Genomic DNA, 22,192 nt, shown 5'->3' on the forward strand with positions numbered 1-22,192 from the left:
TGCACCACCGAATGTTGACAGTGTCAACACCCCTCTAGGATGGGCGACGATGAGCACCTACCACCACGGCAACCTGCGCAGCGAGCTGATCGCCACGGCGACCGAGCTCGCCCGGCGATCGGGGCCCGACGGCGTCGCCCTGCGCGAGGTCGCCCGCCAGGCGGGCGTCTCCCACAACGCCGCCTACCGCCACTTCTCGGACCGCGACGCTCTGCTCGCCGAGGTCGCCGCGGTCGCGATGGCCCAGCTCGAGCTCTCCATGCGCGAGCGCACCGCTCGGATCGCGGAGCCGGACCCCGGCCGCCGTGCCCGCCTGCGGCTCTCCGAGACGGGCCGCGCCTACGTGGACTTCGCCCTGGCGGAGCCGGGGCTGTTCAAGGTCGCCTTCGCCTCGATGAGCACGCTGGCGACCGCCACCGCCCCGGAGGTCACGCCGGCGCCCGAGCGGTCCGCGGCCGCGGTCGAAGGTTGGGAGCATGCCGGCCCGTACGGCGTCCTGGGCCACGTCCTCGACGAGTTGGTGGAGGCCGGCCAGCTGAGCCCGCAACGACGCGAGGGGGCCGAGCTCACCTGCTGGAGCGCCGTGCACGGTTTCGCGGCACTGCACCAGACCGGCCCCCTGCGCGCCGTCGAGCCCGAAGAACGCCGGCGCGCGCTCGAGGGGCTCCTCGCCACGATCGAGCACGGCCTGCTCGACGCGTGAGCGGGCGCCAAGCGGATCTCGGCGCGCGCCATCCTGCGCCATGATGGGCCGGTGGGCGCCGCTACAGATCGGACTGCGACGGAATCGGTGTGGGCCTACCCCGAAGCCGCCGCGGGCTACGAGGTGCTCGCGGCCACCTCGCCCTCCGTCCCGGCAGGATGGTTCGCTGCACGGTTTACGGCGAGGAGGTCGTCGTCCGGCCTGGAGACTTCTGCGGCGGCTGGATCACCGGCCAGGTGGCCGGCCCTTCAGGGTGGACCTGGCACGCTCGGCTGGTGGGCATCCTGAACGCCGCGAAGGACTGAGGAGCGGATGGCATGACGCGACGAGCGCTGAACGACGCGGTGACGACCGCGGGCGTCGATGCCGCCCGTCGAGCGGGGGGACGAAGGATGCGCGCCGTCGTGCTCGACGCCCCGGGGCCCGTCGAGGCGCTGCACCTCCGAGAGCTCCCCGTCCCCCGACCCGAGCCTGGGTGGGTGCTGATCTCGGTGAAGGCCTTCGGCCTGAACCGCTCCGAGCTGCACACCCGACTCGGTCTGGCAGAGGGCATGACCTACCCCCGCGTCCTGGGCATCGAGGCGACCGGTGTGGTCGCCTCGTGTCCCGGCGGCGAGCTCGCCCCGGGACAGCAGGTGGTGGCGCTGCTGGGCGGCATGGGCCGGCGCTTCGACGGCGGGTACGCCGAGTACACCTGCGTGCCCGTCAGCCAGGTGATCGCCTTCCACAGTGACCTCCCCTGGTCGACGCTCGGCGCCGTACCGGAGATGCTGCAGACCGCCTACGGCTCACTCACCGTCGGCCTGGACGTGCGGCCCGGCCAGACGCTGCTCGTTCGCGGCGGCACCTCCAGCGTGGGGATGACCGCCACGATCCTGGCGAAGAGGATGGGCCTGAGGGTCCTTGCGACCACCCGGAACCCCGACAGCGTCGACCTGCTCACCTCGGTGGGGGTCGACCACGTCCTGATCGACGACGGCCCGCTCGCCGACCGGGTCCGCTCCCTCGCTCCCGGCGGGGTCGACGCCGCACTGGACCTGGTCGGCACGCCGACCCTCCCCGACTGCCTGCGGGCCACGCGTGTCCACGGCGTCGTGTGCATGTCCGGGATGTTGTCGAACCAGTGGACCTTGCCGGACTTCTACCCCACCGGAGACATCCCGAGCGGCGTCCGCCTCACCGGCTACAGCGGCGAGGCGAGCGACCTCCCGGCCCCCGTCCTCCAGGAGTTCCTCGACGCGGTCGCCGCCGGCGATGTCACCGTGCCGATCGGCCGGATCTTCCAGCTCGACGAGATCCGCGAGGCACATCGGCTGATGGAGGAGAACGCCGCCGGCGGGAAGATCGTCGTGCTCACCGGCCGAGGAGGGACCAGCTGAGCCGTGGCGCACCGGGCCCAGCGGGTGCCGCTGGCGAAGGCTGTGAGTGGCCGCACGCCTTGCGGGTCAGATGGCAGGTGCGGTCGGGGTTCGCGCCGAGCACAATGGGGCCATGCCGATCACCCGCGGGTTCTCGCGGCGGCGCCCCACGCCGGCCGCCGACCGGATCCCACCCGGTCAGTACGACGTCGGCGCGGGGTGGCCCGTCCTCAGCGCCGAGGCGACCCCGCGCCTGGATCCCGACCGCTGGACCCTCACGGTGGACGGGCTGGTCGACACGCCCCGGACCTGGACCTGGGACGAGCTGCGCGAGCTGCCAGGGTCGCACTTCTCCGGCGACATCCACTGCGTCACCACGTGGTCGAAGCTCGACGTCACGTTCACCGGGGTGAGCGTCGACGTGCTGCTCGATGCCACCGGGCCGCAGCCGGAGGGCAGGTTCGTGATGGCGCACTCGGTGACCGGCTACACGACCAACCTGCCCCCGGCCGACCTCGTCGACGGCAAGGCCTGGGTGGTCTGGGAGTTCGACGGCAAGCCACTGCCCCGCGACCACGGGGGCCCGCTGCGGCTGCTGGTGCCGCACCTGTACTTCTGGAAGTCCGCGAAGTGGGTGTCCCGGCTGGAGGTCAAGGCGGTCGACGAGCCCGGCTTCTGGGAACGCAACGGCTACCACGACCGCGGCGACCCGTGGCGCGAGCAGCGCTACCAGGGCGACTGACGTGGGGCCCGCCGAGCGCTCGGTCGAGGAGGCCGAGGCGGTCGCCGCGCACCGCGCCACCGCCTGGACCGACGGCACGATCATCGAGAAGGACCTTCCCTCCCCCACCACCGTGCGGCTGCGCATGCACGTCGCCCGGCGTGACGGCCACCGTCCGGGGCAGCACTACCTCATCCGGCTGCGGGCGCCCGACGGCTACACCGCCCAGCGCCCCTACTCGCTGGCCTCCGACCCCGACGACCCGCTGCTGGAGTTCCTCGTCGAGCGGCAGCCCGACGGCGAGGTGTCGGAGTTCCTCGCCGACGTCGCCGAGGTCGGCGACGTCCTCGAGCTGCGCGGTCCGATCGGACGCTGGTTCACCTGGGACTCCGGTACGCCGGCCCTCTGCCTGGTCGGCGGCACCGGCGTCGTGCCCGCGGTCGCCATGGCCCGCACCGCCCGTCGGCTGGGCCGCGCGGAGCTGGTGCGGATCGCCGCCATGGGACGCACCCCCGCCCAGCTGCCCTACGCCGCGGAGCTGGAGAGGCTCGGCGCCACGCTCGCGTTCACCCGCCACGACACCCCCGAGCGGGGCGCCGGGCCCTTCACGCCCGAGGAGATCGACCCGCTCCTGGCCGGAGCCGAGACGTTCTTCGTCTGCGGGTCGGCCCGCTTCGCCGCCTATGCCGAGACCCTCCTCCTCGACCTGGGCGTGGACCCGCGCTCCATCCGCGTCGAGCGGTTCGGAGCGTCAACAGGCGACGAGGTCGACCCGACGAGCTGACCTCGACAACGCCCCGCGAGCCGCCGGCCCAGGGACCTTCGTCATCCGATCCGGGCCGGATCGCCCTCCCCGCCGGCGGCCAACCGGCGAAGAGTCAGGTCATGGGCGGCAAGACGACCGCGGTCGCCGAGGGCTCCGCGTCGGCGATCTGGACCCGCGCCCTGGTCAAGGACTTCGGCTCGACCCGGGCGCTGGACGGCCTCGACCTGGACGTCGCGATCGGCGAGGTGCACGGCTTCCTGGGGCCCAACGGTGCGGGCAAGACGACGACGATGCGAATCCTGCTCGGCATGCTGCGCGCGTCGGACGGCGCGGTCAGGCTCCTGGGCGGTGACCCCTGGCGCGAGTCCGCCCGCCTGCACCGCCGGCTGGCGTACGTCCCGGGCGAGGTCAACCTGTGGCCGAACCTCACCGGCGGCGAGGTGATCGACCTCCTCTCGGACCTGCGCGGCGGGCTCGTCCCGTCACGCCGGGCCGAGCTCCTCGAGCGGTTCGACCTCGACCCGACCAAGCAGATCCGTGCGTACTCGAAGGGGAACCGGCAGAAGGTCGCGCTGATCGCGGCGTTCGCCTCCGACGTGGAGCTCTACCTTCTCGACGAGCCGACCTCGGGCCTGGACCCACTGATGGAGTCGGTCTTCCAGGACGTGGTCCGGTCCGTGCGCAAACGGGGGCACACCGTGCTGCTCTCGAGCCACATCCTCTCCGAGGTCGAGGCGCTGTGCGACCGGGTCACGATCATCCGGAACGGTCGCGCGGCCGAGTCCGGCACCTTCGCCGACCTGCGGCACCTCACCCGCACCTCGGTGGCGGTCGAGACCGCGCGTCCGGCGACCGTGCTGGCCACGCTCGCGGGGGTGCACGACCTCACGCTGGAGGAGACCGCCGCGCGGTTCAGCGTCGACCTCCGCGACCTCAACGACGTGCTGCAGGCCCTGGTCGGCTGCGGTGTCCTCTCCTTGACCTGCACGCCGCCGACCCTCGAGGAGCTCTTCCTCCGGCAGTACGGCGACGAGCTGGACGCGGTCGCAGAGGCGGTGTGAGGCGGTGTCCGGCGGCGTCGCCGAGCAGTTCGCGGGCACCGCGAGGCTGGTGCGCCTCGCCGCACGGCGTGACCGTTACACGACCGCCGCGTGGTGGGCCGGGCTCGGGCTCTTCGTCGCGGCGACCACCGCGATGTTCGCGGACAGCCTGGCGGAGCAGGTGAACCTGGTCCGGGAGACCCAGCTGGTGGCGACCAACACCGGCATGCGGCTACTCGGCCTGACCTCGGGGCCCAGCATCGGCGGCTACATGCTGCACCGCGAGTTCGTCACGCTCGCGGCGCTGGCCGCGCTGATGAGCACCTTCTGCGTCATCCGGCACACGCGTCAGAACGAGGAGCTCGGTCGCTCCGAGATGCTCGGCTCGACGGTGGTCGGGCGGTTCGCCGCGCTGACCGCGGGGGTCCTGGTCGCCCTGGCCGCGGACCTGGTCCTCGCCGTCGTGCTCGGCCTCGCGATCCTCTCCGCCGGGCAGCCGGTCGAGGGATCGTTCCTGGCCGGCGCGTCGGTCGCGGCGGTCGGGGCCGTGTGGGTGGGCGTCGCCGCCGTCACCTCCCAGCTGTCGTCGACCACCCGGGGTGCCTCCGGCATGGCGGCCGGCGCGCTCGCCGCCGCCTTCGTGCTCGCCGGCATCGGGAACATGGTCGGCACCGTCGACGAGGCCGGTCTCCGAGTGACCAGCGGCTGGCCGTCCTGGCTTTCGCCGATCGGGTGGGGCCAGCAGACCCGACCGTTCGGCGGCGCCCACTGGGCCCCGCTGCTGCTCTGCGTCCTCGCCCTCGGCGTACTCATCGCCGTCGCGGCGGCGCTCTCCGCCCGCCGCGACGTCGGCCGGGGGCTGTGGCCGGAGCGCAGGGGTCGTGGCGCGGCAGTCGGATGGCTGCTGAGTCCGGTCGGCCTGACCTGGCGGCTGCAGCGGGGCGCGTTCCTCGGCTGGGCCGCCGCGATGGCCATGTTCGGCCTGATCTTCGGCACCCTCACCGAGCAGATCCAGAACCTCGAGGGGGACGCCAGGGACTGGTGGACGGCCGCCGGCGGGACCGACGTGATCCTCGACGCCTACCGGGTCTCCATCATCCAGATGGCGGGGATGTTCGTGGCGATCTACCTGGTGCAGGTGCTGCTTCGGATGCGGGTCGACGAGGTTGGCGGCACCCTCGAGCCGATGCTGGCCACTGGCGTGACACGGGCCCGCTGGGTCGCGGGTCACCTGGTGAACGCCGTTGCCGGCGCCACGGCCCTGATGGTGCTGTTCGCGGTGTGCATGGGCCTGACCGCCGGCCAGGTGCTCGGCAGCACGGCCTCACAGGTGGCCGACCTGATCGGGGCCGGACTGGTGCAGCTGCCGGGCGCACTGGTGGTCGGGGCCGCGGTGGTCGCGGCCACGTCGGTCGCGCCGTCGTGGTCCGCGCCGGTCAGCTGGACCCTCATGCTGGCCATGATCGTCGCCGGTCCGATGTTCGGCCCCAGCCTGAACCTGCCCGATGCGGTGCAGGACCTCTCCCCGTTCACGCACAGCCCCAAGGCACCGGCGGTGCCGGTGACGTCCGGACCGCTGCTGACCCTGACCGCCATCGGCATCGCGCTGGTCCTCGCCGGGTTGCTCGCGCTCCGTCGCCGCGACCTGGCGCTGCCGGCCTGAGGCCGCCAGAGGGACCGGTCCCGCACGGGTGCAGCCTGCCCGCCGGCCGCGACCGCGGTGCGGCGACGACGGCCGTCAGCAGCCGGGCAGCGCCTTGGACACGTAGCCCTGGGCGCTCAGCCGCTCCAAGATCTGGCCCGGTGCGGCGACGCTCTGGCGAGGGTCGCGTCCACGCCGGGCCTGTTCCAGTCTTGCGGGTCGGTGTCCCACAGCCACAGTGCCTCGTACTCGGCCGCGACCGCCGCCCGCCCGTGCACCCTCGACGCGCGGCCCGTCCGGAGACACGCTCGAGCGAGGATCGACGCCGACCGCGGCGAGCGGTCAGTCGGCTCGCCCGTGCCTGGTGTCGTACGCCCATATCGCGATCTCGACGCGGTTGCGGGCGCCGATCTTGGTCATCAGAGACGCGACATGGGTCTTCACCGTGCTCAGGCCGACGAAGAGCTCGGTGGCGATCTCGGCGTTGGTCCGGCCCCGTGCCACCAGCGCGAGCACCTCCTTCTCGCGCGCGGTGAGCGGGTCGATGGGCTGGACCGGCACCACCGGCCCCTGGTCTGCGAAGGTCGCCAGCAGCCGGCGGGTGATGTTGGGGGCGATCAGCGCGTCCCCGTTCGCCGCCGCGTGGATGGCCTGCACGAGCAGCTGTGGGCCCGCGTCCTTGAGCAGGAAGCCGCGTGCACCGGCGCGTAGGGCTCCGAGGACGTACTCGTCGAGGTCGAAGGTCGTGATCACGACGACCGCCATCGGGTCCGCCACGTCCGGCCCGGCCAGGCGTCGCGTCACCTCCACGCCGTCGAGACCGGGCATCCGGATGTCGATGAGGAGGACATCGGGACGCAGCCTGGTCGCCAGGTCGAGCGCCGCGGGCCCGTCGGCCGCCTCCCCCACGACCTCGAGGTCGGGTTGCGCGCCGAGGATCATCACCAGCCCGGTCCGGACCAGGTCCTGGTCGTCGGCCACGACCACCCGGATGCTCATGGCGCCAGCCCCTGCAGCGGCAGCACCGCCTCGACCACCCAGCCACCCTCGGGTCCCGGCCCTGCGGAGAGCGACCCTCCGAGGAGCTGGGCGCGTTCGGCCATGCCCAGCAGCCCGAACCCAGGCTGCGGAGCGGGCCCCGGCTGGATCTGGCCGTCGTCGCTGACACGCAGCCTGACGGCGTCGCCGTCCCGGCGTACGTCGATCCCGACGTGGGTCGCGCCCTGGGCGTGCCGTACGGCGTTGGTCAGCGACTCCTGCGCGAGTCGGTAGAGCGCGGCGTCCACCGCTCGTGCCAGCCGGGTCAACGAGCCGTCCAGCGAGACCTCGACGGTGGGCATCGCGTCATCGCGCGCCAGGCCAGGCAGGTCCGCGACTCCGAGCTGCGGTGAGTAGGCGACGGCTTCCTCCTCACGCAGCACCCGCACCATCGATCTCATCTCCGCCAGGGTGCGCGACGCCTCGAGCTCGATCGCGGCCAGCACCGCGGCAGCCTTCTCGGGCTGGCTGCCGGCGACCACGCCACCGGCCTGCGCCTGCACCGCGATGGCCGAGACGTGGTGGGCCACGGTGTCGTGCAGCTCGCGCGCCAGCGCCACCCGCTCCTGGTTGCGGACCTCGCGCTGTTGGCGGTGCCAGAGGTCCGCGCGGTAGCGGAACACCGCGGCGAGGGCGACGAGCAGCAGCAGGAGAACGCTGCCCCCGAAAGCGTCGGTCCAGCCCGCGGAGGTGGAGTACATCCCCACCGCGACGACGGCTGTCACGAACGCCGTCCCCCAGACGATCTCCCGTCCCGAGCCCCACCGCACCAGGGAGTAGAGCAGGATCAGGACGGCCATCATGGAGTAGAGGCCGAGCTCCCCGGTCGACGCCGTCGCGTCGAGGGCCGAGAGCAGCCCCGCGGCGCCCCACCCGAGCAGGGCGGCCATCAGGGGGCGGCCCCGCCGCCAGAGCAGGGCCGGCACCAGCGCCAGGGCGAGCACCGTCACCAGGGGTCGCCAGGCCACGTCCGGCCGAACGATGCCCTCGACCACGACCGCGGCCGCGAACACGCCCACGAGCAGCCAGTCGAGACGCCCGACGGGTGGGGCGTCGGCGGGCCGCGGTTCATGCCAGACCGAGCGCCGGACGGTGACCACGGCTCCAGCCTAGGGACCGGCGCGCCTCGGCGTACCCGCCGAAAGAACGAGTGTCGGCCCGTTCGATCGGCCAGGCGAACCCGAGCCTGCGGGCCGATGTGCCCGCCGCCGGGCCCAGCGATCGTGGACCTACCGATCCACACCACGACAACGGAGCCCCATGATGGAAACGCGTCACCCCGACACCGCACTGGACGACCAGCCGATCCCGGTGAGAGTCAGGCTCGCCGCAACGTGGACGAGCTTCATGTTCCTGTACGCCTACGTGGACATCCTCAACTTCTTCACGCCCGGCGTCGTCGAGGACATCCTCGACGGCAGGGTCTTCGAGTTCGATCTCTCCCAGACCTTCTCGACCACGGCGCTGACCCTCGTCGCCATCCCGATCCTCATGGTCGTGCTGTCGGCGACGCTGCCCGCCCGGGCGAACCGCGTCACCAACCTCGTCGTGGCCGCGGCCTACGTCCCCGTGACGGCGTTCAACGCGGTGGGCGAGTCCTGGCTGTACTTCTACGGCCTCGGCATCGTGCTCGAGCTGACCCTTCTCGCCCTCATCCTGCGGTACGCCTGGACGTGGCCCCGCACCACACCGCCGGCGATCCTGGCGACCGACCCCGACGCCGCAGCCGTGCGGGCCTGGGTTGCTGGGCCACCGAACGCGACGCGCGGGGAGGATTGATCGCTACCCGTCACTCCTGCCCGCTCATCCCCCGATCAGCTCGCGACCCGCAGCGACGAACCAGACGTTCAGACCCACCCGAATGCGGCCGTGCCGACCTCTGCTGCGGCGGGCGCGAGCGTCGCGACACCGGCGACACCGTCGGCCCCGACCACGAGCCCCGGGGCCCCGACGCGACGACTGAAGGTGCGGACGCGAAGGGCGGGAGGGAGACCAGGATCAGCCAGATCGAACCGACCAGCTCCATCCCTCCGCCCAGGGCATCCTGGAGGACGGAGAGCGTGACCCGGGTGGTCAGTGCACGCTCGCGATCGCCGGCTTCGAGCTCGACCACGGCACGGTGCCAGGTCCAGCCTCGACAGGTCGTCGGTCAGCGTGCGGCCGCTGCAGGTCCCGCGGCCCCGGTGAGCGTGGGCGCCGCCAGGCGTGCCTGAGACCGTCGCCGAGGCGGTCGCGACGACTGATGACCGGCGGGCCGGGGAGCGATCCTGGCCTACGAGACCAGCCTGGCGCCCTCGCGTCCCTCATGACCGGCCAGCCGGGGCGCCGTCGTCGTCCCCGCCAAGGCGGCCTGGCGGCGCGCCGCCATGGCCGCGAGCGCGCGCTCCTTGGCCCGGTCGATCGCGACCTCGATCTGGGCGGTGACCTGGAGGAGCTCGTCGTAGGGGACGCTCGAGTGGCCCGCTTGCGCGTACTGCACCAGTCGTTCGACGTGGCCCTGGAGCTGCTCGAGCCAGAACGTGGCCTCCGGTCCGAGCTCCTCTGCGTAGCGGTCGTCGCCACCGCCCTCGTCGACCTTCTTGAGCATGTCCGGACGTTAGGGTCGCGGACGCCGTCGGGTGCGTCTCGTCCAGCCCACTACCCCGGTCTTCGGTACGCGACCGTGAGTGCCGCCGCCGCGCCGTCGCCCCAGGAGCGCGGAGGGGTCACGCTCCGGTCGAGGGGACGGTGACACGCCCCGCACCCTCGATGGCTGCCACGCCGTGGACCTCGAGCCAGGCCAGCGCCACCTCCACCACCGCTGCCCTGGCGGCGACCCGGCCGCCCAGGAGCTCCTCGGCGCGAGCCACGCGGTAGCGCACCGTGTTGGGGTGTACGAAGAGCAGCTCGGCCGTCGTCTCCACGTGCTGGCCGCAGCGCAGGTAGGTCAGCAGGGTGGCACGCAGGGTGGCGTCCGCCTTGGCGCCGCCCAGCAGTGGCTGGAGGGTCCGGCACACCATCTCGCGGGCCAGTTCGTCGGCTCCGGTCAAGCAGACCAGCTCGATCTCTCCGTACGCATGCACCGCGCTCGGCGCCCGTAGCCCGGTCCGGTGCGCGGAGAGCGCCTGCAAGTGGCTCAACCGGAACCCGCTCGGCCCCGTGGTCGGCCGTCCGAGCGCGAGGTGCAGGCCGTGGTCACGCACGACTGCGTCGACCTTGGCGACGTCGAGCGCGGGCTGCGTCGGAGTCGCGATCCAGCCCCACAGCTCGCGGCTGGCCGCAAAGGTGGTGAGTGGCGCTGGGAGTCCCAGCCGCTGGCACACCCTCTCGGCCAACTCGAACAGGCGGACCTCCTCCTCCATGCCCCGCGGCGCCGACAGCACGAACGCGGTCTGCCAGCAACCCAGTCTGTGCCCGAGCAGCCTCTCCAGTTGCGCCGTGGGTGGCGCGCCGGCCAGCAGCGCGTCGATGGCCTCGGTCCGGCGGGCGTGCGCGCCCTCGGACAACCGCGTCCGCTCGGCGGTGAAGTGGTCGGTGAGTCGCTCGACCGACTCGTCGATCCACTGTTCCGCGCGCAGCCACACGGCAAGGAGCGCCTCGTCGCGGGGTACGTCGGGCGGCAGCGACCCGGGCTCCGTCCGATCGATGAAGTATCGGAAGGTGCTCTTGTTCGCCACCCGGTAGACCTTGAGCAGGACGTTGACGTCGAGGTGGCGACGCGCGATGGCCAGGCTCAGGTCGATCGCCGCCTGCGGCAGCGCGAGCCGGTGCTCCCCGGAGAGCCCGACGAGGAAGTTGCGCCAGTGCTGTCGGGTCGAGGCGTGGAGCGCCTCCACCAGGGCCGCGTCGCCGGCGATCTCGGGGACAGCGCCCAGAATGACGTCGTCGACGCTGCGAACGAACGCATCCACCTCGGGTGCTCGCAGGGCAGCCTCCGCGAACCCGTCCAGCCACCGCAGCACCGACTGCTCCGTCGTATTCACTCTGCCTTCTTTGGCCATAGCCACCACGACTCAGGGAAGCGACGCCTCCATGTCGTCATGATCTTGGATCCTGCCACAAAACCTGATGGTGGATGTGTTGTGCGTCACAAGCGATCCGGGATCCTCCGGACCGAGCATGGAGCCACGATCCAGCGAAAGGAAGACCATGGGCGAGTACGACTACATCGTCGTCGGGAGCGGTTCGGCGGGTGCGGTGCTCGCCGCACGGCTGAGCGAGGACCCGGGCATCTCCGTCCTCGTTCTTGAGGCGGGCGGCAGGAGTCGGCCGAACATGAACGTGCAGATTCCCGCCGCGTTCGCCAAGCAGTTCCACACCGACCTCGACTGGGACTACGAGTCCGAGCCCGAGCCGCACCTCGGCGGGCGCCGCATCTACCAGCCACGCGGCAGGATGCTCGGGGGCACCAGCGGCATGAACGCGATGATCTACATCCGCGGCAACCGCGCCGACTACGACGGCTGGGCCAAGGCGGGAGCCGACGGCTGGTCCTACGACGAGGTCCTGCCGCTCTTCCGTCGGATGGAGCGCAACAGCCGCGGCGCGAACCAGTTCCACGGCGACTCGGGCCCCCAGTACGTCGAGGACGCCCCCGACCCCCGCGAGTCATCGCGCCAGATGGTCGAGGCGATGGCGGACATCGGCATCGCGCAGAACGACGACTTCAACGGCGCGCAGCAGGAGGGCGCCGGCCTGTATCAGCGGTTCACCCGGCGGGGTCAGCGCTGGACGACCTGGGACGGCTACCTCGCTCCGCGGCGCAAGCAGTCCAACCTCACGATCATCCCGAAGGCGCTCGTGCACCGGATCGTCATCGAGCGCGGCCGCGCCACCGGTGTCGGCGTCCGCATCGGAAACGAGGTCCAGACGATCCGCGCACGCCGAGAGGTGATCCTCAGCGCCGGGGCTTACAACACCCCCCACCTGCTGATGCTGTCGGGGATCGGCCCCGCCGACCACCTGGCCGAGCACGGCATCAGCGCCCTGGTGGACAACCCGCATGTGGGCGCCCACCTGATGGACCATCCCATGTACCTCGTCAACTGGGACACGAGTGACACCGACAACCTCGCGTTCGCCGAGAAGCCGGCGCAGCTGGCGCGATACCTGTTCACCCGCAAGGGCATGCTGACCTCGAACGTCGGTGAGTCGGGCGCCTTCTTCCACACCAGCGTCGCCGACGACGCACCGGCGATGCAGATGATCGGTGCGCCGGCGTACTTCTGGGAGCACGGCGCCGGCACCTACGACGGCCGGGCTCTGGCCATCGGCCTCTCCCTGGTCGGGGCCCGGTCCGAGGGCTGGGTGCGCCTCGCCTCGGCCGACCCCGAGCGCAAGCCCCTGATCTGCAACAACTACTTCTCCGACCCACGCGACATGCAGTCGATGCTGGACGGCATCGAGCGGGCCCGCGAGGTGATGGCCGCCCTGGCGCGGCGCGGACGAGCCAACCACGAGATCCACCCGGGCCCGTCCTACCCCACGCGCGCCGAGCTCGACGACGCGGTCCGGACCGGCGTCGAGCACACCTACCACCCCAGCTGCACCGCCCGGATGGGCGCCGAGGGCGAAGGCGTGCTCGACGCGCAGCTGCGGGTACGGGGCGTCGATGGGCTCCGCGTCGCGGACGCCTCGGCCATGCCCCGGGTGACCCACGGCAACACGCATGCGCCCACCATGCTGATCGGTGAGAAGGCCGCGGACATCGTCCGGAACGGGCACTGAGACCGGCGTCGCGGGGCCGGATCCCGCTGCGTCAGAGCACCGCGGGATCAAGGTCGAGCATCGTCCTGTCCCCCGAAACGACCATGGCCAGCCAAGGATGTGCCTGCGGCAGGTCGCGCGCGATGAAGCAGCCCGCGGCCTGCCGCCTGGCCACTCCCGCCGACGCGTCCTCCACGTCGAATGCGCCGTCCCGGCCGGTCGTGCCGAGACGGCGACGCTCGGCCGCACCGGGGCGACGTCGCGCCGCTCAGCTCAGTGGCGTCCTCCAGCACCCGGCTCACGTGCCTCAGGCTGCGCGACGGCTACCGCAAGGTGGACGTGTCAGAAGGGATGGCCGAGGCAGTGTTGATGAACGGCCCCGCACCCGTTCAGACACTCTTGGTACAGCGGAGAGCGCCGGTACTGGAACCTGCAGCCATCACGACACCAGTCGTAGTAAAGCCCGCCGACGGTCCAACGAGAGCGAGAACCCCGATCGAGGGATTCGATCGGCGAGGTGATCACGCCTTCGGGCGCGGACCTTCGGGTGGTCCGGTGCAGGCTGAAGACGCCGCGCGCTCAGCGTCCGTTCAGCGACACGCTCGCGTACGCCCGAGTGGTCGATCACGAAGCTCCGTCCGCACGGCCCGCGCCTCGCTCCTCCGGGTAGCACGGCGCGGTCGGTCGCACGTCCTCTCTCAGCGGCCCAGGGCGGTGCTCAGGTCGAACCAGGTCGCCGGGTCGCGCGAGGCGACGGTCAGGTCCGCGAGCGCCTTCTTCAGGTCGTCGATCGGCGGCTTCGGTTCGGCGTCGACGAAGTCGATGAACACGTTGGCGCCCTCGAGGCGGAGGCCGATGCGCTCGCCGTCCACGAGGCAGCCGGGGTGCCCCTGGTAGGTGAAGTCTTCCGCGAAGGGGGTCCCGTCGGAGCCTTGGCAATCTGTCCCGGCCCCGGAGGTCGCCCAGAGATGGACCTCGTCGTTGAACGAGAGCCACCATGACCAGTCGCCGTCGAAGTACTGCACACTCGTGTCGTGAGCTGTTGCGGCCGACGGGAGTGATGCCGGCAGCGTGCCTACGCGGACGGGGATGAGTACGGCCTCGCCACCGGGGCGGACAGCCTCGGCAGCCGTCAGCATCCTGCTGCGCAGGTCCGAGGGCGGCACCGAGTCGCGGACGGGCGTGGACACCTCGGCCCAGAGGCCCGGTGCGTACTCCCACGCGAGAATGGCCGACCACTGGCCGGGCAGGACCGACTCGACGTAGGTGCCCGACCTCCCGTTGACGGAGACGTCTTGCCCGGTGCTGCCTGAGGGCAGGTCCGGGGCGCGGCCCTCGTAGTAGACAGCCACGGACAGGTCCAGGCCGCCGCCGACGCCGAGGACCATGACGCCGATCGACTGCCGGTCGGGGTCGATCGCCCAGTTGCCCGTCGTCACGAGGTCGGGCACCGCCTCGACGTGGAAGCCGAACTCGCGGACGTCGGCGAGGGTGTCCGGTGCGACCAGTGGGGCGTGGAGCCCGCGCCGGTCTGCCGGGAGCGGCGAGTCAGTTGGACGTTCACCGGCCAACAGGGAACCGGCCGCGATCACCGAGGCCAGGGCAACGGCCCCTGCGCCGGCAAGCAGGCCGCGGTTCCGGCGCACCCGGCGTCGACCGCGATGGAGGTCGTCGGCGACGGGAACGTGAGGGGCGGAGATGTGGTCGTGGTAGTCCACCAGCCGGCTCAACACCTCGTCTTCGTGGCTCATCGTTGTTCCTCCTGCCCGGGTGCGACCCCGAAGGCCGGGGCCAGTGCCCGCCGGAGCGCGGCGACCGCGTCGGCAGTCTGGCTCTTCACGGTGCCAGTGCTGATTCGCAGCTCTGCGGCGGTCTCCTCGATGGTGAGGTTCCAGATATGGCGCAGCACGATCACCCGACGCTGGCCTGGAGGTAGCGCCCCGATCGCGGCCCTGATGAGGTCGGCGTCCTCGACCGGGAACCCCGGCTCGAGTGGGATGTCTCGGGGCTCCGCGGGCCGTTCACGTCGCCACGGCCGCCGCCGGTCGCTGTAGTGGGCGTTCACGATGATCGCGCGCACGTAGCCGTCGATGTTGTCCATCCGCTCGACCCGACCCCAGGCTGCGTACAGCCGAGTCAGGGCGTCCTGGACGACGTCCTCGGCACGATGCGGATCCCCACACATCAGGCACGCGGTGCGGAACAGCCGTGGCCGCCGTGTCGCCACGTACTCGACGAACGCTGATTCGTTCATTGCGGCCCCCTTTCGTTCACCTAACGCGCCGACAGGGCAAGACTGTTGGGTCGAGGAGGCAACTTTCTTGGCCCGATGCTCATGCCGCAACCTCAGGAGTGCCCGCTCATGCCGCGATCCGGGCGGTCGCACGCCGCTTCACTCCTGACACGCTCCGCATGCCGATCCAGCGGTCGCCGGGGCACCCGTCTCGCCAGCGCCGCAGGAGGAAGTGCGCGCTTGATCGCCGAGACCGAGCCGCCTGGGGGGTCAGGACCGCCACGAACGCGTACTCCCCAGCACCCGGAGCCCGAGGACGCGCCAGGCCCTTCGTCGGCTCAGGCCTGAAGTCCGGGGATTCACTCCCCCAAGTACTAGTCTGCTGGCCAGGAGGCCGACCCCCCGAGCCCGGCCACCTGTCCCGGAGGGGCGGCGATGCCAGCGACGGATCACGACACAGTGCGCGCGGCACTGGCTGGCTTCGGCATGACCGACGATCAGCTCGCGCGGCTCGACCGGCTGCCGCCCCGATTCGCCACCTCGCTCGTGTGGTTGATGGAGCACTGGCCCGGACGCGTGGCGCTCCGCATCGCAACCGGGCTGCAGCGCATCCAGGTGTTCGACAGGGCGATGACCATCGCGGCCCAGCTGTTCACCTCGGTCTTCCCGATCCTCATCATGGGGGCGGCGCTGTTCGGCGCCAACCGCGTCTCGTCGGCCATCTCCGCGGTCGGCACCCTGCCCGAGGACACGCAGAACCTCCTCGACGAGGTGGCTGACGGCAGCGACAGCGCGACGTTCGGCCTACTGGGGGTCTTGGTGGTGCTGGTGTCCGCGACCAGCCTCTCCCGCGCGATGATCCGCGCCTACGACGCCGTGTGGATGAACGGCCGCAGCCGCACCCGGCTCAACCAGGCCTGGCGGTGGTTCGTGGCCGTGCTCGCCCTGGCCCTGGCCGTGGCGGTCACGCAGAAGCTGGTCCTCCTGTTGCAGCCGTTGCCACCCCGAGACTGGTGGGCCACCGCGATCGTGGCGGTCATCAACGTGGCTATCGCCGCCCTGGTCCCGTGGTTCCTCCTGGCCGGCCGCGTCCCGTTGCGCTGGCTCATGCCGGGCGCCGTCCTGTACGCGATCGGCTTGCTGCTGGCCCATCCGATCTCGACCCGCTACCTGTCGGCCTCCATCGAGCTGAGCGCCGCCCGGTTCGGGGCCATCGGGGTCGCGTTCACCTACCTCACCTATCTGTACGTCATCGCGTGGTGGCTGCTGGCCACAGCCGTCGTGGGCCAGGTGATCGCGACCGACGAGGGCGCGTTCGGCCAGGTCGTCCGCGGTCGCCCCCGCGAAGGGAAGCCCGCCGCACCGGCACCGACACTCCAGTCGAATGCGGACGATCACTGAGACCGGTGCATCGGTTCAGCCCGGCGCCTGGGCGGGCCACGCCGGTCAGCCATTCCAGCGAACCCAGACGCACCGGCGTCGCCGTGAGTCCCGGCGATCCAGCTCAGGGGGCGCGGTCCTCCTCCGCCACGGCGCCTGGATCCAGGCCCCGCTTGGCCGCCGAGACGAAGGTCCGCACGATGACGCCGATCAGGACCAGGTCGAGCAGCATCTGCACCGCCACGACGATGCGGGCGAGGTCGGTCTCGGGGGTGATGTCGCCGAACCCGACGGTCGAGAACACCGTGACCGCGAAGTAGAGGGCGCCGACGTGGTCCAACGGACGGCTGAAGGAACCGTCGGACAGGGTCAGGTACGCGCTGGCGAACAGCACCAGGAAGAGGATGACGATGGTCCCCAGGGCCTGGATCGCGCGCAGCTCGGGCAGGTCCGCGGCCACCACCCTGCGCAGCTGCCGGGTCACTGACATCGCGAAGATGACCGCGCCGACCACCAGGACCCCCACCGCAGTCCAGGCGGCGTGACCGGCCGGCCCGATCAGGAAGTACACCCCGAGCAGGGCCGACCAGGTCACCAGCAGCGTGAGGGTGGTGGTGGCAACCTCGCGCCAGCGCCGGGAGGCCTCCAGCTCGGCCAGCCGACGAGCCATCAGGTCACCTCGTTGACGTCGTCCGCGGGGGCGTCGCGAGCCCGCGACGTCGGCGCAAGGGGATGGGACCGGTCATGGTCAGGAGTCGATCGCCTCGTCCAGCTTCACTCCGGCAGACCGCCGACGGCGCCCAGGCCGGCAGCGCCGCCGACGCTGCCGTCGTGGGCCTCGACCTTGACCGCCCCGTCCTCGTCCCGGTCGATCACCACGGCGCCGACCACGATCAGGTCGGTGTCGGCCTGCGCCTGCTTGAGCGCCTTGAAGTCCTCCGCTGCCGAGGAGGGGTCGTCGTACGACGCCACGTAGAGCGCCGGGTTCGGATCAGTCATCTCGTCCGCTTCCTCTCCGATGTGTTGACCCTCCTTCGGAACCATCCAGCCACCTCGCCAGTGGCGTCGCCAGAGCCCGACGGCCCTCCACGCAGGGACCACCAGCAGCGAGCAGCCCGCGTGACGGCCTTCCGCCGCGACACCGCGGACGCGCAGGATGGCTCCAGGTCGCGACGCGTTGCTCCGAGTGGGGCCGACTCCCCCACCCGCCAAGCGCCACAGGTGGCGCTACCTGGGGTAGCACCACCTGTGGCCCCATGACGTGCGCGTCGTTCCACCGGCCGAGGCCCCAGCGTGATCCGGGCCGCCGGCCTGGCCCCGGGTCGCCTCACCCAGGGTCATTCCCTTGCCACCAACCGCTCGCGCGGCGCAGTGCAGGAGGTGCCGGGCGGTCGGCGACCGGTGGCGGGCCCTTCAGCGGCCGCAGAGAAGGGGCCCCTCGGCACCACCTACACCCGGTGAGGGATCGTCACCCCGCGGACGGCGTACGGCGAGAACGGGTTGCTGGCGGCCGACCCATCGCTCACGCGAGCGCCTCCACCAGCGCGCGGGCGACCGATGCCGAGGACTGCGGGTTCTGGCCGCTGATCAGGTTGCCGTCCACCACCACATGGTCGCCCCAGGGCTCCCCCACGCTCACCTCGGCGCCGAGCTCACGCAGCCGGGACTCGACCAGGAACGGCGCCTTCGGCGCGAGGCCCGCCTGCGCCTCCTCGGCGTCGGAGAACGCGGTCACCTTGCGACCGGCGAGCACGGGTGCGGCGGCGATCAGGGCGGCGGCACCGTGGCAGACCACCCCGAGCGGGCGGCCGGCCTCCAGGGTCGCGGCGATCAGGGCTCCGGAGGTCGGATCGACGGCGAGGTCCTCCATCGGGCCGTGGCCGCCGGGATAGAAGACGGCGTCGTACGCCGACGGGTCGACCTGGTCCAGCGCCAGCGGCGCCTTCAAGCCCTCGATCCCGTTGATGGCGGTGGCGAGGTCCTCGCCGCCGGTCGCCTCGGGTGCCAGGCTGCGGGCGTCCACGGTCGGAACGACGCCACCGGGGGTGGCGAAGAGGACCCGGTGCCCGGCCTCGATCAGGGACCGGTACGGGGTGACGAGCTCCTCGGCCCAGTAACCGGTCGGGTGCGCGGTGCCGTCGGACAGGGTCCAGGAGGAGGATCCGGTGACGACAAACAGGACGGTGCTCACAGCGTTGCTCCTTCGAGCGTTCGATGACTGTCGGACGCGGGTTCAAACAGGGGCGACTAGCCATCTCATCCAATACATTGCCTCTATGAGCCATAGCGAAACCGATGGCTTGGCGGACCTGGCCCGATGGCGCACGTTCCTCGCGGTGTACCGCACCGGCTCGCTCACCGCCGCCGCCCGCACGCTCGGCCTCGCGCAACCGTCGGTCAGCGCGCAGCTCCAGGCACTGGAGCGCGCCCTCGGTGCGCAGCTGTTCGAGCGGCATGCCCGCGGCGTCGTACCGACCCCCCGAGCGGACACGATCGCGACCCGGTTGGCAGCCCCCTACGACGCCCTCACTGACGCGGTCGCCGGCGTGGCCGGGGCGGCCGGCGCCGTGGACGCGAAGCCCGTCCAGCTGGCAGGGCCCGCGGAGTTCGTCGCCGAGATCGCGCTGCCCGCACTGGCGCCGATCATCAGGTCCGGCATCCGCGTGCGCGTGACCACCGGGCTCGCCGCCGACCTGCTCACCGGCCTCCGTGGCGGACAGTTCGACCTCGTGGTCGCCGCCGAACGCCCCCGCGGACGACCCCTCCCCTTCGAGCCGCTGGGCGACGAGGAGTTCGTTCTGGTCGGCGCACCGTCCTCGCTCGGCACGCCGCTGGGCGATCTCCCGGTCCTGTCGTACGCACATGACCTCCCGATCCTGCGGCGCTACTGGCGCCACGTCCTGGGCACGCGCATCGACGTCGAACCTGCCCTGACCTTCCCGGACCTCCGGGCATTGCGCCAGGCGGCCGCGCTGGGGCTGGGAATCACGGTGCTGCCGCGCTACCTGTGCCAGGAAGCGATCGACACCGGAGTGCTGATCGCACTGGACGAGCCCGAGGATCCACCGATCAACACCCTCTATCTCGCGCGACGGCCGGGGCTGCCGGAACATGGCTCGGCCGAGCGCGTGCGCAGGGCACTCCTCGACGCGACCGCACCTTGGCGGTGAATGAGGGACGCGCCCCCGGGGGTCGGGACTCTCGGGCTTGCCGGTCGAGCATGGTCCGGCCACGCCACCTGTTCGTGCAGCAGACCCCACCTTCAGAAGCGGCAGCTGCACGGGCGTGACGGCCAGCGAGCCGACGGCGCTGTACCGCGTCTTCAGCGGCAACAAGGAACTCGGCCCCTACTGCACCAGAACGAAGCCGTCGGGCCCGGTTCACCCTGAGCCCGAAGGACTTCGGCGTTCCGTCCAGCGGAGGCTCATCTGCGCAGGTCGACGGGCCGAAGGCGAGGATCGGCGCGTTGAGCGGAACCCGCGCCACGTCGGACGTGGTGCTACCCGCGGCAGCACCACGCCAGCCACATTGGGTGCCGTCCCGCAGGCACCGCCGGGGCAGTCGCGCGGAGTTCCCCAGCGCCGAGGACCGAGCCGGGTCGGCGATCTGCAATCGACAGGTCCACCGGGCGACGCACTTCCATACTGACGCGGTGACCGCGCGACTCCCTTCCGACCTGATCGTCCGCCCGGAACCCGCGAACATCCGCGTGGTGTGGCCCAACGAAGCCCACGACTTCACGCCGTGGCTCGCGGCCAACCTGAGCTGGCTCGACGAAACGCTGGAGCTGGGAGAACTTCAACTGGTCGGTACCGAGATGCCGATCCCCGGATTCGCCAGGAACCTCGACATCCTCGCCACCGCCGCCGACGGCACCCGGATCGCGATCGAGAACCAGTACCGCAAGGTCGATCATGACCACCTGACCCGAGGACTCGCCTACGCCGTCGGGCACGAGTGCGGCGCGCTCGTCGTGATCGCCGAAGCCCATGGCCGCGAGTTTGTCGCCATCGCTGACTACCTGAACCACGCCTATGAAAGCGTCGGCGCCGAGCGCGGCATCGCCGTCTTCCTCGTGGAGCTCAGTGTGCAGAAGGTCGGCGCCCACTTCGTGCCACGCTTCACCGTGGTGTCGCGGCCGAACACCTGGCTCACCGACGTCCACCAGTCCCCCTCTGGCGGCGGAGACGATCGCTCGGTGGCGGCATTCCTTGCGAGGTGCCCAGCCGACTTTCGCCCCGTCGCGGCCCAGGTCATCGAGGACTGGCAGCGACGGGAGGGCGCCTTCATCCGGATCACCCCCTCCTCCGCGTCCATCTCCCTCGACTATCCGTACTCCGCGACTACCGGTCACACGTCGATCTACGGCATCTACGACAACGGAGGGCTCGGAGTCCAACGGGGCTACTACCGGGCGAGCGTCGTTCCTGACGAGCGCGTCGAGGAGATGGATGCCGTGATGGCGTCATGCTTCCCGACCCTGACCGACAAGCCGTTCTATCGAACGGCCAGGGACTTCGAGCCCGCCGGAGCCGCACGCTTCGCCGACTGGCTGATCGCCGTGGGGATGGAAGAGGAACAGACTCAGGCATGATCGGACGCCGCCCAAGACCCGCCCGGTGGCCGATCGGCCTGCGACGCACTTCGGCCGCCGCCTCGCAACCGAGCGCTGAGTCGCGAACCCGGGCGGCCCGGGATCACTCCCCGACAGGGACCGGGTCGCTCCGTCAGATTGGGTGGGTGCCAGTTCCCCCTCGGATCGCGCCTGAACCCCGGGGCTTCACGGCCCCATCGCGCTCCCCGCTGGAGCACCAGAGGAGGAAAGACAGAAGAGCCCCAGACCTGTTCTCCCAGGTCAGGGGCTCTTCATCTGTGTCCGAGGGGGGACTTGAACCGGTCTGGCCACACGCTCAGAAACACAGATTGGACACCTCTGAGCGTGAAATCCGGTCCCGTTCACTCCCGTTCACCACGCCCAGGTACGGGGTCGTGCTACCCGGGGTAGCACCCGACAAGCTGTTGTTTGATCCGACTCTGCGGCCATCCGGCGGGCGGTTCACCAGGTCCAGCGGCCCGCGTCCTACCGCCCAGTCTGCTGCGGCGCGGGCGGCGCGACGTCACATGGATTCTGGCCCCTCATTCGGCCAATTCAGGGCCAGAATCCATGTGACGACGGGCGCCAGTCGTGATCGGCCCGCGTCCGACCGCCGCGTTCGGGGCGCTTGTCGCGCGACGCCGGTAAGCTCGTGCGCAAGGACCTGGGAACCACGAGTCCCCCGGGGTCGTCGCCTTTGAGCCATGCCTGACATCCACCGTTCAGCGGCCCTTCGGCGACAGCAGCGATCTGGACCCTCGGCCACGAGGCGTCGATACCGAAGGCGCGCATGTCTTCGAGTCCCGGATCCGCCATGCCGTTGGGCATGAACATGTCCCACAACCCGATGCGGCCGTCGTGGCAGAAGTTTCTCGGCAGGTCGTCCCGCTGGCTGAACGCCTCGATGCCACCGGGGTAGTCGCGCTTGACGTCGGCGACCGAGAAGAGCACGAAGCCCATCCAGCCAATGAACACACTCATCGCGCCTCCAGGTCGGAGCAGGCTCATGAGGATAGGAGATGCTCAGCCGGG

The 22,192-nt window shown here is 71.3% G+C and carries 21 protein-coding genes; 11 read left to right on the top strand and 10 right to left on the bottom strand.

Translation table 11 applies throughout. The features are described 5' to 3' along the window. The first annotated feature begins 49 nt into the window (after positions 1-49). The 6 genes from E8D34_RS08615 to E8D34_RS08640 all read left to right on the top strand — a co-directional run bounded on the left by E8D34_RS08615 (position 50) and on the right by E8D34_RS08640 (position 6,251). On the top strand, positions 50-703 hold the full coding sequence (locus tag E8D34_RS08615) for a TetR/AcrR family transcriptional regulator (RefSeq protein WP_136594211.1): 654 nt from the start codon (positions 50-52) through the stop codon (positions 701-703). Between the two features lie 317 nt (positions 704-1,020). Beyond that, positions 1,021-2,082 (top strand): zinc-binding alcohol dehydrogenase family protein, encoded by a 1,062-nt coding sequence (locus E8D34_RS08620; RefSeq protein WP_206056630.1) that lies wholly within the window; start codon positions 1,021-1,023, stop codon positions 2,080-2,082. A gap of 112 nt (positions 2,083-2,194) precedes the next feature. Further along, a complete protein-coding gene (locus E8D34_RS08625) occupies positions 2,195-2,803 on the top strand; it encodes a sulfite oxidase-like oxidoreductase (protein ID WP_136594212.1) in 609 nt (202 codons plus the stop codon). A 1-nt stretch (position 2,804) separates the two neighbouring features. Then, a complete protein-coding gene (locus tag E8D34_RS08630; RefSeq protein WP_240771232.1) occupies positions 2,805-3,566 on the top strand; it encodes an FAD-binding oxidoreductase in 762 nt (253 codons plus the stop codon). 101 nt (positions 3,567-3,667) lie between these two features. Continuing rightward, the gene (locus E8D34_RS08635; protein WP_136594213.1) at positions 3,668-4,609 is read left to right on the top strand and encodes an ABC transporter ATP-binding protein; all 942 of its coding nucleotides are present in this window, start codon (positions 3,668-3,670) and stop codon (positions 4,607-4,609) included. 4 nt (positions 4,610-4,613) lie between these two features. Further along, entirely contained in the window at positions 4,614-6,251 is a 1,638-nt protein-coding gene (locus tag E8D34_RS08640; RefSeq protein ID WP_136594214.1) for an ABC antibiotics transporter, read from the top strand. 321 nt (positions 6,252-6,572) lie between these two features. On the opposite strand, the gene E8D34_RS08645 is transcribed toward E8D34_RS08640, so the two are convergent. Both E8D34_RS08645 and E8D34_RS08650 read right to left on the bottom strand, forming a co-directional pair. Continuing rightward, the gene (locus E8D34_RS08645; RefSeq protein WP_136594215.1) at positions 6,573-7,229 is read right to left on the bottom strand and encodes a response regulator transcription factor; all 657 of its coding nucleotides are present in this window, start codon (positions 7,227-7,229) and stop codon (positions 6,573-6,575) included. Beyond that, positions 7,226-8,368 carry a sensor histidine kinase gene (locus tag E8D34_RS08650; protein ID WP_136594216.1) on the bottom strand — a complete coding sequence of 381 codons (1,143 nt, stop codon included), beginning with the start codon at positions 8,366-8,368 and terminating at the stop codon, positions 7,226-7,228. The genes E8D34_RS08645 and E8D34_RS08650 overlap by 4 nt, the downstream gene beginning before the upstream one ends. Before the next feature lie 160 nt (positions 8,369-8,528). Here E8D34_RS08650 and E8D34_RS08655 point away from each other — a divergent pair, with 160 nt between their 5' ends. Further along, a complete protein-coding gene (locus E8D34_RS08655) occupies positions 8,529-9,047 on the top strand; it encodes a DUF6326 family protein (protein ID WP_240771233.1) in 519 nt (172 codons plus the stop codon). A 493-nt stretch (positions 9,048-9,540) separates the two neighbouring features. On the opposite strand, the gene E8D34_RS08660 is transcribed toward E8D34_RS08655, so the two are convergent. Beyond that, positions 9,541-9,855 (bottom strand): hypothetical protein, encoded by a 315-nt coding sequence (locus E8D34_RS08660; RefSeq protein ID WP_136594217.1) that lies wholly within the window; start codon positions 9,853-9,855, stop codon positions 9,541-9,543. 118 nt (positions 9,856-9,973) lie between these two features. Further along, positions 9,974-11,230 carry a helix-turn-helix domain-containing protein gene (locus E8D34_RS08665; protein ID WP_136594218.1) on the bottom strand — a complete coding sequence of 419 codons (1,257 nt, stop codon included), beginning with the start codon at positions 11,228-11,230 and terminating at the stop codon, positions 9,974-9,976. A gap of 166 nt (positions 11,231-11,396) precedes the next feature. Here E8D34_RS08665 and E8D34_RS08670 point away from each other — a divergent pair, with 166 nt between their 5' ends. Then, positions 11,397-12,974, top strand: coding sequence for a GMC family oxidoreductase N-terminal domain-containing protein (locus E8D34_RS08670; RefSeq protein ID WP_168929377.1), 1,578 nt, complete (start codon positions 11,397-11,399; stop codon positions 12,972-12,974). Between the two features lie 677 nt (positions 12,975-13,651). Here E8D34_RS08670 and E8D34_RS08675 read toward each other — a convergent pair. Together E8D34_RS08675 and E8D34_RS08680 are read right to left on the bottom strand one after the other, a co-directional pair. Then, entirely contained in the window at positions 13,652-14,704 is a 1,053-nt protein-coding gene (locus E8D34_RS08675) for a hypothetical protein (RefSeq protein WP_136594220.1), read from the bottom strand. Then, the gene (locus tag E8D34_RS08680) at positions 14,701-15,207 is read right to left on the bottom strand and encodes a SigE family RNA polymerase sigma factor (RefSeq protein WP_136594221.1); all 507 of its coding nucleotides are present in this window, start codon (positions 15,205-15,207) and stop codon (positions 14,701-14,703) included. The genes E8D34_RS08675 and E8D34_RS08680 overlap by 4 nt, the downstream gene beginning before the upstream one ends. Positions 15,208-15,621: 414 nt before the next feature. On the opposite strand from E8D34_RS08680, the gene E8D34_RS08685 reads away from it, so the two are divergent. Beyond that, positions 15,622-16,587 carry a YhjD/YihY/BrkB family envelope integrity protein gene (locus tag E8D34_RS08685; RefSeq protein WP_136594222.1) on the top strand — a complete coding sequence of 322 codons (966 nt, stop codon included), beginning with the start codon at positions 15,622-15,624 and terminating at the stop codon, positions 16,585-16,587. A 103-nt stretch (positions 16,588-16,690) separates the two neighbouring features. On the opposite strand, the gene E8D34_RS08690 is transcribed toward E8D34_RS08685, so the two are convergent. From E8D34_RS08690 to E8D34_RS08700, 3 genes are all read right to left on the bottom strand, one after another. Continuing rightward, on the bottom strand, positions 16,691-17,236 hold the full coding sequence (locus E8D34_RS08690) for a potassium channel family protein (protein ID WP_136594223.1): 546 nt from the start codon (positions 17,234-17,236) through the stop codon (positions 16,691-16,693). A 104-nt stretch (positions 17,237-17,340) separates the two neighbouring features. Then, positions 17,341-17,565, bottom strand: coding sequence for a hypothetical protein (locus tag E8D34_RS08695; RefSeq protein ID WP_136594224.1), 225 nt, complete (start codon positions 17,563-17,565; stop codon positions 17,341-17,343). Positions 17,566-18,088: 523 nt separating this feature from the next. Continuing rightward, complete coding sequence (locus E8D34_RS08700; RefSeq protein WP_136594225.1) at positions 18,089-18,757, bottom strand: type 1 glutamine amidotransferase domain-containing protein; 669 nt, start codon at positions 18,755-18,757, stop codon at positions 18,089-18,091. Between the two features lie 85 nt (positions 18,758-18,842). Here E8D34_RS08700 and E8D34_RS08705 point away from each other — a divergent pair, with 85 nt between their 5' ends. Continuing rightward, positions 18,843-19,736: a LysR family transcriptional regulator gene (locus E8D34_RS08705; protein ID WP_136594346.1), complete on the top strand. Its 894-nt coding sequence runs from the start codon at positions 18,843-18,845 to the stop codon at positions 19,734-19,736. A gap of 482 nt (positions 19,737-20,218) precedes the next feature. Further along, positions 20,219-21,160 (top strand): hypothetical protein, encoded by a 942-nt coding sequence (locus E8D34_RS08710; RefSeq protein ID WP_136594226.1) that lies wholly within the window; start codon positions 20,219-20,221, stop codon positions 21,158-21,160. 555 nt (positions 21,161-21,715) lie between these two features. On the opposite strand, the gene E8D34_RS08715 is transcribed toward E8D34_RS08710, so the two are convergent. Beyond that, complete coding sequence (locus E8D34_RS08715) at positions 21,716-22,168, bottom strand: hypothetical protein (protein WP_136594227.1); 453 nt, start codon at positions 22,166-22,168, stop codon at positions 21,716-21,718. Positions 22,169-22,192: the final 24 nt, after the last annotated feature.

This window comes from Nocardioides sp. GY 10113 (assembly GCF_004919105.1).
Taxonomy (GTDB): Bacteria; Actinomycetota; Actinomycetes; order Propionibacteriales; family Nocardioidaceae; genus Nocardioides.